Below are 13834 nucleotides of genomic sequence, written 5' to 3'. Positions count from 1 at the left end.
CTTAGGTCTTGGCCCCATCCTAAGGAAACCACCTTACTGATGACCAACGAAAATAAAAGACGCCGCTTCGTTGGTCCTCACAAATTCTGAAAAACGAAGTTCGGGATGACGCTGCATAAATTCGTTCCAAGCCAATTGTTCACCACGCTGCGGATCCCCATGGAAGCAGTACCAATCGTCGAAGACGATGACAGTGCCCACCTGCAGAAAGTCCACAATCCACTCAAGGACCGGGACCGTAGACACATACAAATCACAGTCTATGTAGATAACGGCCGCCTTGGTCGGCAACAGACTAGCCTTGAGATCCGCTGTCAGCGAGGCGTCATAGAAACCCTTGACAGCCATGAGCTTGTCTACTGGCATACCATGATCGAGCACACGCTTGATGAAACGCTCCTCCGCAAAAGCAAGTTTGCCCTTTTCCCAAATCGGCTGCTGATCGACCTCCGCAATCTCCGGCAGGCCTTCGAAGGAATCGAAACCAACGTAGGTAAAGTCAAAAAGGTGCTGAAAATGGTCCCATGCTTTTCTCATGGTATTGGCTTCGTTGCAACCGAACTCAAAGTAATACCCAGGAACGGGACGATTGATGTGAAGAAAGCGGGCAATGCTCATGAAGACAAAGCTGCGCTGATCTTGCCCGAACTGCCAATACTCGCGTCGGATCCAGCGCCCCTTGCGCGTCAACGCCCAGAGCGGCAAGCCATCGCGGAGCTTACGAACGATATTCAGAAACACCGGGGGCAAATATCTTCTCAGTAGAGCTTTCAATTCGAACTTCTTCTAGGCTGTTTAATAAAATAATTGGGACTACGCCGACAAAGCCTTATGGCCGCGACAAGCATAGACTCAGTTCCCGCACTAGCCACTACACACGGACCCCAAGTGCAAACAACCACCGGTCTGCCTGCATAACAAAGCTCCAGCCTCTCCGCGAGGTAAACCCGGCATGAAAAACAACATATGCCCCGCAGCCCCTATCAACGATAGCCTGAAGAAAGAAACAGCCTCCAGACACTAAATCCACATGTCAAGATAGCGCAGGACTATCTGCTAAGCATTTGATGCTCAAGGTCAAGACTGGTAAATTACTCAATCATCTTATCAATGGAACCCCAGATCCGCTCCGAAACAGCTTCCGCAGTGAAGTAATGCCGAAATGTTGCATATCCACCAGCCCCTATACGATCACGCAAGTCTTTCTGCACGACGGCATCATGAACTAACGCAGCAATATCAGAAGCGTCAGTACCAAGCAGACAGTTTACTCTATTTTGCATTTCAGGCATCGACAGGACCACGTCACGATGCGCTACGACACACATCCCGAGTGACCAAGCATGCAAATAGCGCGTGTGGCACACTTTAAATGGGCTCGCGTTATTAAGGCAAAGAAAAACCGCTGACTCGAACATTTCCTCATCAATGTCATCAACAAAGCCTCGTATTACTATTTCTGGGCTCGCCAGCTGTCTTGCCAAGGACGGGGACAAGTCGCCCCGCCCCAAGACATGTAATTCGTATCTTAAACCACGCATACGTTCCCGAAGCATAGGCGCAATACTTCCGCCCAGCATCTCTAAACCATACCGATTAGCCGTAGCCCCCAATTGGCCAACATTTGCAATGATTTTTATTGGCTTTGATGCATCCACTTCGGCCTGACGTCTTTCTTGCCAACTATCAGAAAAACGATCAATCCATAAATTCTGGATATAAAAGGCATTGGGATGACCTTTGTCTGCATAGTACGCCGCATCGTTAGCTGCGACATTACCAAGTAGATCGTAGCAACTCATCACCTTGAAATGCTCTTTTTCAAGAAACCTCAATCCAATTTTTGAACGGAACCTCGACAAACCTGATATGCCGTGGCGGCGGTCAAACGCCAAACGCCATGCCCCTGCCTTGTGATCTGGATTCCCATAATACGCGAACTTCTTTATGGGGAAGTCCGCACAAAGTGCAGTTAACCACTCCGACCAAGGCACAATACACATGTCAGGGCAATACTGCCTAACAACAGAATATACAAGATCTCCATGAATTGAATCCGGATAGAAATCCGAACGACGCACTGATAATAGTTTGAGCCAAGTAGATCTAGGCTCGGCCCCAGTTGGTATTTGGATTGGAGTTAATACTTCAACACCAACACATTCCAATTCAGTTAGCCCAGCAAGCTCGGTCTCTGTCGGGTCCGGATCCGCTGCGCGGCGAACGAGTAAATAACCAACTCGACAATCAGCTTTTCGAGCAAGTGCCCTGAGCAGCTCAAAAATCACGATATTGGCAGCACGTACGGAGTGCGCCGAGTGTGGATACAAACTGCCGATGACTAGTAACTTAAAGAGGGGCTTACTCATTTCTGCGACGAAGCCTTACATTTTTCCTAGTTGAATTTGCTCTCGGATCCACGCAACAACCTCCTTAACACCCTCCTCCAGAGATATCTCGGACTTAAAACCCAGCACTCTTTCTGCTTTCTTGGTGCAGGGAACTCGTTTCTGCACATCGTACTCATACGCAGGATCGGACACAAAATCAAATGGCTCACTGCCGTTGATTTCACTCCAAACCATATTCGCCAGCTCCAACACACTGGTCGACCTCGATGTACTTATATTGAAGTCCTCGTTTAGTGCGTTATTGGACTCCACCGCCAGCCGAATGCCTCTCGCAAGGTCTTTGCCGTGAGTGTAATGACGAATTTGATTACCGGCACCCAGAATGTGCAATGGCTTTTGTCCTTTTAGCGCCTTTTGCGCCAAATCTGGAAGGACATGAGACATAGCCAATTTCACATTCCCACTGAGTATCTCTTTATCAGACAGTGCCCTACCCTCACCAGTACCGATGCAATTAAAGGGGCGAACAATAGTGTACGGCAAGCCATACTGTTCATGTGCACCTTTTGCGAAATACTCGGTCGCCAACTTTTGGAAGCCATACGTGCTCAGAGGCGGGGGGCAGGTAAGAACCGCTCCCTCCGGCGTTGGGTAGATGTCACAACTCTCAAAGACCATACTGGACGAAATGACCGTTATCTTTTTGATGCGCCCTTTTTTGAACCCGTCGATAGCGGCATCAAAAGTCGAGGCAATGATTCGCTCATTCTCTACCAGTAGATCATAGGCATGCTCGTGGAAGTAAGTAATGCCGCCAATCATTGCGGCACCTGCAATGATCTGATCACACCCCAACGCCAGATCTTTCATCAAACTCACATCTTTACAATCGCCATGCACAAAGGTGTAACTTGGGTGATCGTCATAGTCTCGTGTTACGGGACCGTATTTTGAGTAGTTATCGATGCCAGTAACATCATGGCCTTGAGATAACAACTCACGCACCAAATAGCCACCAACAAAACCTGCAGAACCTGTGACAAGTATCCTCAAGATGCGTCCTTTCAGAGCTCGAACTATTCGCAAAAGTTAAATTGAGTACGATCTCACTTGGCCGTGGCTACCCAAGGCCATATAAGAGATGCTGGTTGGCAGGTGAAGATCCGCAGTCTTAAAGAAGTTCCAAAAGTCATAGATAAGTCCCGGCGCTTGCATCTCTTTTGCCAATTCCTCAATATCCATCTCACCGAAGACAGAGTGATTGTTAAGTATCAAAACCAGACTAGCGTCCTTGAAGGCTCTTTGCAGCGACGTTGCTGAAACAAGACCAAAGTCTTCGATATCACGAGCGCCAACCACTGCGTCAAAACCGCGGAATTCCGCGGTTGGGTAAGACTCACGCAAGCGGGCGAAGACAGGTCTGGCCATAGTGCCCCTGAGATCGTCCGTAGCAGGCTGCCCCTTAAAAGCCAGACCCATTAACGTAATGATGGGTTTCTTCGAGAAGCCAATCAGAGCATCTGTATAGCTTCTCAAGTGCGCAACAACCTCTCCGGGTTGATTCTCGTTGGTGCGACGCGCAGCCAGAGTGATCTCGGGATTAATCCCGAGATCACTCAAACCTTCCGCCAAGATGTGCGAATCTTTCTCAAGGCAAGGCCCCCCGACTGGACCAGGCATAGGCAAATTAGTTCTGGGATAGCCCAACTTCCCAGCCTGAATGACTTCAGCAGCACTGACGCCAATCGCATCGCAGGCACGCGCTACTTCGTTAGCGTAGGCAAAAGCAACATCGCGTTGCGCATTGTCGACGAGCTTTATCATTTCAGCCGTTTCTAAACTGCTGACCCGTACTACGGTAGGTGTAATAAATTGGAAAAGCTGTGATGCGCGGACAGCAGCTTGACTGGTCAAGCCACCAACAATTTGGGGCAATTGACGCAGCTCAGTCAGCGCCTTCCCTTCGAGGGTTCGCTCGGGACAGAAAGCCAAATCGAACGACTTCCCACTCGTCGCAAGCAATGGCAGTACGACCTTACGGGTCGTACCCAGCTTGACCGTGGAGCGCATGATAACAAGCGATTGACCGTTCATATGATCTGCAACTTCGCGAGCCACATTCTGAACCATGTCTAGGCGCGAGCGTCCTTGAGCATCAAGAGGCGTACCGACGGTGATAATGAAGACACTTCCGGACCAACTGTCAGGAATACGCTTGGCGGATTGCAGATGACCTGATCGAATCACGCGACGCAAACGCTCTTGCAAACCTGGTTCGTGGAAATGCGCCTCACCCTTATTCAAAAAGGTCAGCACCTCATCTCTAATTTCAACGCCCAAGACTTTAAAGCCAACGTCAGCCATTGCTACAGCGAGTGTCAGCCCAACGTAACCCAAGCCAAGAACACATACCTGCTTATCTTGAGAGCAAGCTAGATCAGTCATGAAATTCCTTATTCATTCAATGTGCAACACGCTCAAAAATCATTCGTCGCTTACCCGCAATAACTTAGAGCGAACATGAACGCTGTAGTTCTGCTCACTTATTGAGCAATACTGTTGGGCATTGTCAATAAACGGCTCACTTCATCGCGTGAATTCTCTGGGCTTTTTTTACTCGTTGTAGTCCATGGACTTATAGCCGTGGCCTTTGATGAGTTCATCGCGCTCAGCGGACTTGAGGTCTTCACGCACCATTTCGGCCACGAGTTCTTCGAAGACAGTCTTGGGCGTCCAGCCCAGCCTAGCTTTAGCCTTGGATGGATCACCTAACAGGGTTTCTACTTCGGTGGGGCGGAAATAGTACGGATCGACGGCAACGATAAGCTTGTCGCTCTCGGGGGTTATCCAAAAGCCTTTTTCGTTCACACCTTCACCTTCCCAGCGAACGACCATGCCAAGTTCTTGGGCAGCGACATTGACAAAGTCGCGCACACTGTATTGCACGCCAGTGGCAATGACGAAATCCTCGGCTTGGCTCTGCTGCAGCATAAGCCACTGCATTTCAACATAGTCTTTAGCATGGCCCCAGTCACGCTTGGCATCCATGTTGCCCAAAAATAAACAACCTTGCAGGCCCAGCTTGATGCGCGCCAGAGCGCGAGTGATCTTGCGTGTAACGAAGGTCTCGCCACGGATGGGACTTTCATGGTTGAAGAGAATGCCGTTGCAGGCATAAATGCCGTAGGCCTCGCGGTAGTTGACGGTGATCCAGTAGGCGTAAAGCTTGGCCACTGCGTAGGGGCTACGCGGGTAGAAAGGGGTGGTCTCCTTCTGGGGGATTTCCTGTACCAGTCCGTAGAGCTCACTGGTACTAGCCTGATAAAATCGGGCTTTTTTTTCTAGACCGAGAATACGGATAGCCTCCAGAATGCGCAGGGTACCCAGTGCATCGGAGTTAGCGGTGTATTCCGGTTCTTCGAAGCTAACCGCTACGTGGCTTTGTGCCGCAAGGTTATAGATTTCGTCCGGTTGTGTCTGCTGGATGATGCGAATGAGGCTGGAGCTATCTGTCATGTCGCCATGATGCAGGAAAAAACGGCCCCCCTTTTCGTGACGATCTCTATAAAGGTGGTCGATACGATCCGTATTGAACAAGCTGGTACGGCGCTTGATTCCGTGGACAACATAGCCCTTGTTCAGCAAGAATTCGGCCAAGTAGGCTCCATCTTGGCCGGTGATGCCGGTTATAAGAGCAACTTTCAGCTTTTCTTTCATTTTGTGGTCCATTAGGGCTGCACAGTGTGATTCTTCAAAAAATCTTCGTAGGATTTTACCAAACCTGCCTCCAAATCCACCTTGGCCCACCAACCCAGAGCGTTGAGGCGAGTGCTATCCATCAGCTTGCGTGGAGTACCATCGGGCTTTCTGGGGTCGAAGGTTATGTCGCCCACATAACCGATAACCTTGGCAATAGTTTCGGCCAGTTCCTTAATGGTGATGTCGTACCCGCAACCCACGTTGATGTGACTGAGCATGGGCTGGGTGTACTGCGCGTAGATAGCCTCACCCAGATTCATGACGTGCACGCAGGCAGCAGCCATATCATCCACGTACAGAAATTCGCGCTTGGGGGTACCGGTGCCCCAGATGGCAACGCTGGGCACGTGGCTTGTCTTGGCTTCGTGGAAGCGACGGATAAGCGCAGGAATGACGTGGGAATTTTGTGGGTGGTAGTTGTCGCCAGGACCGTAAAGGTTGGTGGGCATGACGCTTCGATAGTCAACCCCGTAGCGTTGCCCATACTGGCGGTTATAGCTTTCGCAGAGCTTGATGCCGGCAATCTTGGCGATGGCGTAGGGCTCGTTAGTTGGCTCCAAGGTACCGTTCAGCAGAGCATCTTCCCGCATAGGCTGGGAGGCCAGTTTGGGGTAGATGCAACTGGATCCCAGAAACAGCAGCTTTTGCACACCATTGCGAAAGGCTGCGTCAATGACGTTGGCCTGCATCATCAGGTTTTGGTAGATGAATTCGGCTGGGTATGTGTGGTTGGCATGAATACCGCCCACCTTGGCAGCGGCCAGATAAACCTGATCAGGTTTTTCGCGCATAAAGAACGCGTTGACAGCGGCCTGATCAGTGAGGTCCAGTTCTGTATGAGTGCGGGTAACAATACGATCAGCAGAGTGGCCTTGGGCCAGCAGATGGCGCACGATGGCAGATCCCACCATACCACGATGGCCAGCAACGTAAATCTTGGGATGGGTACTCATAGATGGTTGCGCCCATAGTGGTCTTCAAAACGGACGATATCGTCTTCGCCCAAGTAACTGCCCGATTGCACTTCAATAATTTCCAGCGGAATCTTGCCGGGATTAGCCAAACGATGCACCTCGCCCAAAGGAATATACGTGGACTGATTCTCGGTGAGCAGCTGCTTTTTGTCGCCACAGGTAACTGCTGCCGTCCCCTTGACAACAACCCAGTGCTCAGCGCGATGATGGTGCTTTTGCAGACTGAGGCTGGCACCGGGCTTGACCTGTATGCGCTTGACCTTGAAGCGCCCGCCTTCGTCAACGCTGTCATACCAGCCCCAAGGGCGGTGGACTTTGCGGTGCAGGGTGTGTTCTTCGCGCTTTTGCTGCTGGAGAGCATTGACGATGTGCTTGACGTCTTGGCCGCGCGACTGGTCGGCCACCAGCACAGCATCGGGGGTTTCCACCACCACCAAACCCTGAACACCAACCATGGCCACCAGGCGACTGGTGCCATGTACCAAGGTGTTATGGCAATCAACGGCCAACACATCGCCCACATAGACATTTCCGTCTGAATCCTTGGGCAACACGTTCCATACGGCATCCCAAGCACCCAGATCACTCCAGCCGGCATCAAGCTGGGCCATGCGGATGGGGAATCGACTTCCCGGACAATGCTCCATGACGGCGTAGTCAATGGAGTCACTGGGGACGGCAGCAAACTCGGCTGTACCGGGGCGGATAAATGCTGAATCACTGCTCCGCTGGGCCCAAGCGGCACGGGCGGTGGCCGCAATATCGGGCCGGAAGCTTTCTACAGCCTGAAGCCAGACAGATGCCTTGAGCACGAACATACCGGCATTCCAGTAATAGCCGCCCTCCGACAAGTACTGCATGGCTGTGGCTTCATCGGGTTTTTCGACAAACCGCTCGACAACCAAGATGGGCGCGGGCGCAACAACGGCTTGGATGTAGCCGTAGCCAGTTTCAGGATGACTAGGAGTAACGCCCAGAATCACAATGCTGCCATCTGCCGCCTGGTGTATGGCATCGTGCATGGTTCCGTTAAACGCCCCGGTATCTGCCACGGCCTGGTCTGCCGGCGTTACAACCAGCACAGGGTCGGCGCCATTCTCCACGGCAGCCAACGCCGCCAATGTAAGTGCTGGCGCGGTGTTTCTGGCCACTGGCTCAAGCAGGACTGCACCCGGCTCGACGCCGATTTCACGCAGCTGCTCAAGTGCTAAAAAACGATGGGCGTCACCTGTCACCACAAGGAGGTCAGCCACATGAATATTGTCCCCGCCCAAACCTATTAATCGTTTCGTGGCTTGCTGAAACAGGCTTTCTGCACCGGTCAGGCACAGAAACTGTTTGGGAAAGCCAGTCCGAGAAAGAGGCCACAAGCGCGTGCCAGAACCACCACAGAGAATAACAGGCTGGCTATAAATAATATTCATAGCCGCCATACACGATATCCCAACTTACTAATATCATCAGATGAAAATACAGATTTCAGATCCATTACAACCCCTTGGTCATTTACTTTAGTGAGAATACCTTCTAAGCCCATGGCCAAGTATTTTTCATGGGCTACAGCTATTACAATAGCTTCACCTTTCGGCAAAGCCTCCCAATCGGTTAGCTTGACTCCATACTCACGATCTGCATCTGCCCTAGAAGCAATTGGGTCATGCACAATAACGTTGCAACCATATTCGCGCAGTTCACTCACAACATCGGCCACTTTAGAGTTGCGCAAGTCAGGGCAGTTCTCTTTGAAAGTAAGCCCCAACACAATTACCGTTGCCCCCTTGATAGAACTACCTGCATCGATCATCTGCTTAACAGTCTGCTGCGCGACATAGCTTGCCATGCCGTCATTGATACGTCGCCCAGCAAGGATGACCTGTGGGTGATAGCCCAGCATTTCCGCTTTATGTGTAAGGTAGTAGGGATCGACGCCAATGCAGTGGCCGCCAACCAGCCCCGGACGAAAAGGCAGGAAGTTCCACTTGGTTCCAGCTGCCTGAAGAACTTCAAGAGTATCAATACCCAGCTTATCGAAAATGATGGCTAACTCGTTTATCAAGGCAATATTCAGATCGCGCTGAGTGTTCTCAATTACTTTGGCAGCTTCAGCCACCTTGATGGACCCGGCGCGGTGTACCCCGGCGGTGATGACAGACTCGTAAAGATCGCCCACCATTTTGAGGGTTGCCTCATCATCACCGGACACCACCTTCACGATTCTGGTGATGGTGCGGTCCTTGTCGCCGGGGTTGACACGCTCTGGGCTGTAACCTACGCGGAAATCCTGCCTCCACTTCATTCCAGAATGCTTCTCTAGTAACGGGATACATAACTCTTCGGTAGCACCGGGATAGACCGTGGATTCATATACCACGACTGCTCCTTTTTTCATATTTTGGCCCACAGCAATGGATGCCCCAATTAAAGGAGAGAAATCTGGTATGTGAGCTTGGTCAACCGGTGTGGGTACCGCCACAATAATGATGTCAGCCCCAGAAATCACTGACGGGTCAGTTGATACAGTTAACCTTGTTGCTGCTTTCAGGCTCTCGACGCTTACCTCGCCAGTCGGGTCGCAATAGTTTCTGTAACTGGCAATCTTAGCTTCAGAGAGGTCATATCCTAGAGTTGGGTATTTTCTTCCAAGCTCAACAGCGAGAGGCAATCCAACATAACCAAGACCGACGACAGCAATGACTGTGTTCTCAGATACTACCATGACTTAGACCTTGAAATAGTCGCGATACCACGCAACGAACCTAGCAATTCCATCATCTGCACAAGTCGCAGGTTTGTAATGGTGCTGCTCGATCAAATCGTCGACATCAGCGTAAGTGTCGAGTACATCACCGGCCTGCAAAGGCAAAAGCTCCATTTCTGCTTTTTTACCCAGCGCTTTTTCGAGGGCGCCAATGTAATCCATGAGTTCAATAGGGTTATTGTTGCCTATGTTGTAGACACACCAAGGAGCCTTGCTTGTGCCAGGATCGGGTTGGTCACTATCCCAGTCAAGGTTGGGTGAAGCAGGCCGGTCAAGAATTCGGGCAACACCCTCTACGATGTCGTCAATGTAAGTGAAATCCCGACGATGTTTGCCGTAGTTAAATACTTGGATGGGTTCACCAGCTAGAATGGCCTTGGTGAACTTGAACAAGGCCATATCGGGCCGACCCCAAGGTCCATAAACAGTAAAGAAGCGCAGACCAGTCGTTGGAAGATTGTAAAGGTAGCTGTAAGCATGAGCCATCAACTCATTAGATTTCTTGCTAGCAGCGTAAAGACTTAATGGGTGATCAACATTCTTATGGACCGAGAAAGGCATGGCGGTACTGGCACCATAGACGCTGGAACTACTGGCATAGACCAGATGTTCCACGCCATTGTGTCGACAGCCTTCGAGGATATGGGCAAAACCGACAATGTTGCTATCGATATAGGCCATAGGATTCTCGGTAGAGTAACGCACACCGGCTTGCGCTGCCAGATTGACTACTCGCTGTGGCTTATGCAACCTAAAACATTCGTAAATTGCTTTGCGGTCTGCAATATCAATCTTTAAGTGAGAGTAATTGGGGTGGCTAGCAAAACGCGCTAGTCGAGCCTCCTTGATAGAGGGATCGTAATAGTCGTTATGATTATCAACTCCAATGACAGTATCGCCACGCGCCAAAAGTCTCAGAACTAGGGCGGAGCCAATAAATCCAGCCGCCCCAGTAACTAGTACTTTCATGATTTTTCCAATTCTCTCTGCTGTGAATCTATTTGCATTTAGTCACTGCCAAGAAGATCCTGACTGTAAACCTTGATGAACACACCTAGGATATCCATCGATGAATCGGTTAGCGACGATTACATCTGCCCAACGATTGAATACCGCAAAGTCATTCACCATCTGTGAGCCGTAGAGCCTAGCTTACTTCAGCACCGAATCATACACGACAACCTCGATGCGATTGGCTTTTATGCTTCATGATGCTTGGGATTCGGGAGGCGCAGAACTGGCCGCTGCCAAGGTAGGCGGTATTCATGCCAACCACACATACCCAGCCGAATTCATCTACCAAAACCTGATGATGCAGGCCAACGTCATTGACGCAGCCTTTCGCAATGGTGTGTAGTTGTCCGGACTGGCCTTCATAATCAGGTTTTTCGCGCATAAAGAACGCGTTGACAGCGGCCTGATCAGTGAGGTCCAGTTCTGTATGAGTGCGGGTAACAATACGATCAGCAGAGTGGCCTTGGGCCAGCAGATGGCGCACGATGGCAGATCCCACCATACCACGATGGCCAGCAACGTAAATCTTGGGATGGGTACTCATAGATGGTTGCGCCCATAGTGGTCTTCAAAACGGACGATATCGTCTTCGCCCAAGTAACTGCCCGATTGCACTTCAATAATTTCCAGCGGAATCTTGCCGGGATTAGCCAAACGATGCACCTCGCCCAAAGGAATATACGTGGACTGATTCTCGGTGAGCAGCTGCTTTTTGTCGCCACAGGTAACTGCTGCCGTCCCCTTGACAACAACCCAGTGCTCAGCGCGATGATGGTGCTTTTGCAGACTGAGGCTGGCACCGGGCTTGACCTGTATGCGCTTGACCTTGAAGCGCCCGCCTTCGTCAACGCTGTCATACCAGCCCCAAGGGCGGTGGACTTTGCGGTGCAGGGTGTGTTCTTCGCGCTTTTGCTGCTGGAGAGCATTGACGATGTGCTTGACGTCTTGGCCGCGCGACTGGTCGGCCACCAGCACAGCATCGGGGGTTTCCACCACCACCAAACCCTGAACACCAACCATGGCCACCAGGCGACTGGTGCCATGTACCAAGGTGTTATGGCAATCAACGGCCAACACATCGCCCACATAGACATTTCCGTCTGAATCCTTGGGCAACACGTTCCATACGGCATCCCAAGCACCCAGATCACTCCAGCCGGCATCAAGCTGGGCCATGCGGATGGGGAATCGACTTCCCGGACAATGCTCCATGACGGCGTAGTCAATGGAGTCACTGGGGACGGCAGCAAACTCGGCTGTACCGGGGCGGATAAATGCTGAATCACTGCTCCGCTGGGCCCAAGCGGCACGGGCGGTGGCCGCAATATCGGGCCGGAAGCTTTCTACAGCCTGAAGCCAGACAGATGCCTTGAGCACGAACATACCGGCATTCCAGTAATAGCCGCCCTCCGACAAGTACTGCATGGCTGTGGCTTCATCGGGTTTTTCGACAAACCGCTCGACAACCAAGATGGGCGCGGGCGCAACAACGGCTTGGATGTAGCCGTAGCCAGTTTCAGGATGACTAGGAGTAACGCCCAGAATCACAATGCTGCCATCTGCCGCCTGGTGTATGGCATCGTGCATGGTTCCGTTAAACGCCCCGGTATCTGCCACGGCCTGGTCTGCCGGCGTTACAACCAGCACAGGGTCGGCGCCATTCTCCACGGCAGCCAACGCCGCCAATGTAAGTGCTGGCGCGGTGTTTCTGGCCACTGGCTCAAGCAGGACTGCACCCGGCTCGACGCCGATTTCACGCAGCTGCTCAAGTGCTAAAAAACGATGGGCGTCACCTGTCACCACAAGGAGGTCAGCCACATGAATATTGTCCCCGCCCAAACCTATTAATCGTTTCGTGGCTTGCTGAAACAGGCTTTCTGCACCGGTCAGGCACAGAAACTGTTTGGGAAAGCCAGTCCGAGAAAGAGGCCACAAGCGCGTGCCAGAACCACCACAGAGAATAACAGGCTGCACCCTGGATTTATCGATCATGGCGCAACACCCAACCCTTGAGATTGATGGAATCGCAATATGCTGACACACACATCGTCTAAAGCGCGGGTAGTACTCCAGTTCAATACTTCACTGGCCTTTCCTATTTCCGCATAACATGCGGCCATAACTACCCGCGCGGCAGACAACAATCTTACAAGGCATTCCGCACCCTTCAAACGCTTGGACTATTTCAAGAACGCCACAACCTTTTTCCCACTCCCAAGCCGGTAGCATGCCAACCTGGGCTTGAATGCAGAAACACTGCTTAGCATTTCTTCGATGTAAACCTTACCTCAACAGTATGGTTTAGTAGCACTGGCAGGATGATTTTTACTCAAAGGAAGGCACTGGGGCCTAACGCAAACAGTGGCGCTACTAGTAAATACCAAGAACTGAACCTATACCGACTGCATCGCCTGCAGAAGGCATCGCTCCCTAGATATCGTTGCTATGGCACTCGACCGGCTTTGCAGTTGACACTGCCAACCGAAGTGGCGGACCCGACACAAACGACGTATGACTTCGAGCCGAATCTCGACCCCTCTTGGGAACCAGTAAACCTGCGAAGTGAGGCATGATATTAAGGTGATTTTGGCACACTACCGCACTAGCGCTTCGCGATCAGCAAGAGCGAGCAATGGACTCACAGATAGAAGGCACGTCGAACGAAAACGCGGCAAGGTGCGCCATCACAATTCGCACACTAAATAAGCTTAATATCACACCATCGTAACTCTGGAAAAGGTTTTTTCCAAAAAGGCAATAATAAATCAGGTTCGTCAGCCCGTCCCAGCGTAATACCAAAAATGACCGGACTGCCACAGCTTTAGGTAGAGCCGGCCAGCATCTAGCCATTAGAGTCCGTTTGAGAATGGCTCAATGTGAGATTCTGCGTAGGAGCAGGCTGCCCATCGGGACGTGGATCATGGCTTCGGAGACGTCAATGCGCGCCTCGTAGTTGCGCACGAGCCGACGCCAGCGCG

At 51.4% G+C, this 13834-nt stretch carries 11 protein-coding genes and 2 pseudogenes; 1 reads left to right on the top strand and 12 read right to left on the bottom strand.

The window, feature by feature from the left end; genetic code table 11:
• Positions 1–33: 33 nt before the first annotated feature.
• From HEQ72_RS10375 to HEQ72_RS10335, 9 genes are all read right to left on the bottom strand, one after another.
• A complete protein-coding gene (locus HEQ72_RS10375; RefSeq protein WP_168021368.1) occupies positions 34–741 on the bottom strand; it encodes a class I SAM-dependent methyltransferase in 708 nt (235 codons plus the stop codon).
• Positions 742–1091: 350 nt separating this feature from the next.
• The gene (locus HEQ72_RS10370) at positions 1092–2369 is read right to left on the bottom strand and encodes a glycosyltransferase family 4 protein (RefSeq protein WP_168023305.1); all 1278 of its coding nucleotides are present in this window, start codon (positions 2367–2369) and stop codon (positions 1092–1094) included.
• 15 nt (positions 2370–2384) lie between these two features.
• Positions 2385–3404 carry an NAD-dependent epimerase/dehydratase family protein gene (locus tag HEQ72_RS10365; RefSeq protein ID WP_168023304.1) on the bottom strand — a complete coding sequence of 340 codons (1020 nt, stop codon included), beginning with the start codon at positions 3402–3404 and terminating at the stop codon, positions 2385–2387.
• Between the two features lie 36 nt (positions 3405–3440).
• Entirely contained in the window at positions 3441–4796 is a 1356-nt protein-coding gene (locus HEQ72_RS10360; protein ID WP_168023303.1) for a nucleotide sugar dehydrogenase, read from the bottom strand.
• Between the two features lie 168 nt (positions 4797–4964).
• Positions 4965–6068: a GDP-mannose 4,6-dehydratase gene (gmd, locus tag HEQ72_RS10355; protein WP_168023302.1), complete on the bottom strand. Its 1104-nt coding sequence runs from the start codon at positions 6066–6068 to the stop codon at positions 4965–4967.
• Between the two features lie 11 nt (positions 6069–6079).
• Positions 6080–7063 (bottom strand): GDP-L-fucose synthase, encoded by a 984-nt coding sequence (gene fcl, locus HEQ72_RS10350; RefSeq protein ID WP_168021358.1) that lies wholly within the window; start codon positions 7061–7063, stop codon positions 6080–6082.
• Complete coding sequence (locus HEQ72_RS10345; RefSeq protein ID WP_168021387.1) at positions 7060–8508, bottom strand: mannose-1-phosphate guanylyltransferase/mannose-6-phosphate isomerase; 1449 nt, start codon at positions 8506–8508, stop codon at positions 7060–7062. The genes fcl and HEQ72_RS10345 overlap by 4 nt, the downstream gene beginning before the upstream one ends.
• On the bottom strand, positions 8505–9800 hold the full coding sequence (locus tag HEQ72_RS10340) for a nucleotide sugar dehydrogenase (protein ID WP_168023301.1): 1296 nt from the start codon (positions 9798–9800) through the stop codon (positions 8505–8507). The genes HEQ72_RS10345 and HEQ72_RS10340 overlap by 4 nt, the downstream gene beginning before the upstream one ends.
• Positions 9801–9803: 3 nt before the next feature.
• Complete coding sequence (locus HEQ72_RS10335) at positions 9804–10811, bottom strand: NAD-dependent epimerase (protein ID WP_168021354.1); 1008 nt, start codon at positions 10809–10811, stop codon at positions 9804–9806.
• Positions 10812–11028: 217 nt separating this feature from the next.
• On the opposite strand from HEQ72_RS10335, the gene HEQ72_RS10330 reads away from it, so the two are divergent.
• Positions 11029–11199 carry an NAD-dependent epimerase/dehydratase family protein gene (locus HEQ72_RS10330; RefSeq protein WP_209315742.1) on the top strand — a complete coding sequence of 57 codons (171 nt, stop codon included), beginning with the start codon at positions 11029–11031 and terminating at the stop codon, positions 11197–11199.
• Positions 11200–11229: 30 nt separating this feature from the next.
• Here HEQ72_RS10330 and HEQ72_RS11620 read toward each other — a convergent pair.
• The 3 genes and pseudogenes from HEQ72_RS11620 to HEQ72_RS10315 form a co-directional block, all read right to left on the bottom strand.
• Positions 11230–11400 (bottom strand): annotated as a pseudogene (locus HEQ72_RS11620) (NAD-dependent epimerase/dehydratase family protein); the annotation flags it as partial.
• Positions 11397–12848 (bottom strand): mannose-1-phosphate guanylyltransferase/mannose-6-phosphate isomerase, encoded by a 1452-nt coding sequence (locus tag HEQ72_RS10320; RefSeq protein ID WP_168021352.1) that lies wholly within the window; start codon positions 12846–12848, stop codon positions 11397–11399. The pseudogene HEQ72_RS11620 and the gene HEQ72_RS10320, both read right to left, overlap by 4 nt.
• 879 nt (positions 12849–13727) lie before the next feature.
• Positions 13728–13834 (bottom strand): annotated as a pseudogene (locus HEQ72_RS10315) (IS5/IS1182 family transposase); the annotation flags it as partial.

It is taken from the genome of Haematospirillum sp. 15-248, assembly GCF_012102665.1.
In the GTDB taxonomy this organism is placed as follows: Bacteria; Pseudomonadota; Alphaproteobacteria; order Rhodospirillales; family Rhodospirillaceae; genus Haematospirillum.
This window is presented reverse-complemented; position numbering and strand designations above follow the sequence as displayed.

Bases quoted from the DNA above. Each gene is read 5' to 3' on its own strand.
- HEQ72_RS10370 (WP_168023305.1), bottom strand. From the start codon at position 2,369: ATGAGTAAGCCCCTCTTTAAGTTACTAGTCATCGGCAGTTTGTATCCA.
- HEQ72_RS10360 (WP_168023303.1), bottom strand. From the start codon at position 4,796: ATGACTGATCTAGCTTGCTCTCAAGATAAGCAGGTATGTGTTCTTGGC.
- gmd (WP_168023302.1), bottom strand. From the start codon at position 6,068: ATGAAAGAAAAGCTGAAAGTTGCTCTTATAACCGGCATCACCGGCCAA.
- fcl (WP_168021358.1), bottom strand. From the start codon at position 7,063: ATGAGTACCCATCCCAAGATTTACGTTGCTGGCCATCGTGGTATGGTG.
- HEQ72_RS10345 (WP_168021387.1), bottom strand. From the start codon at position 8,508: ATGAATATTATTTATAGCCAGCCTGTTATTCTCTGTGGTGGTTCTGGC.
- HEQ72_RS10340 (WP_168023301.1), bottom strand. From the start codon at position 9,800: ATGGTAGTATCTGAGAACACAGTCATTGCTGTCGTCGGTCTTGGTTAT.
- HEQ72_RS10335 (WP_168021354.1), bottom strand. From the start codon at position 10,811: ATGAAAGTACTAGTTACTGGGGCGGCTGGATTTATTGGCTCCGCCCTA.
- HEQ72_RS10330 (WP_209315742.1), top strand. From the start codon at position 11,029: ATGCGATTGGCTTTTATGCTTCATGATGCTTGGGATTCGGGAGGCGCA.
- HEQ72_RS10320 (WP_168021352.1), bottom strand. From the start codon at position 12,848: ATGATCGATAAATCCAGGGTGCAGCCTGTTATTCTCTGTGGTGGTTCT.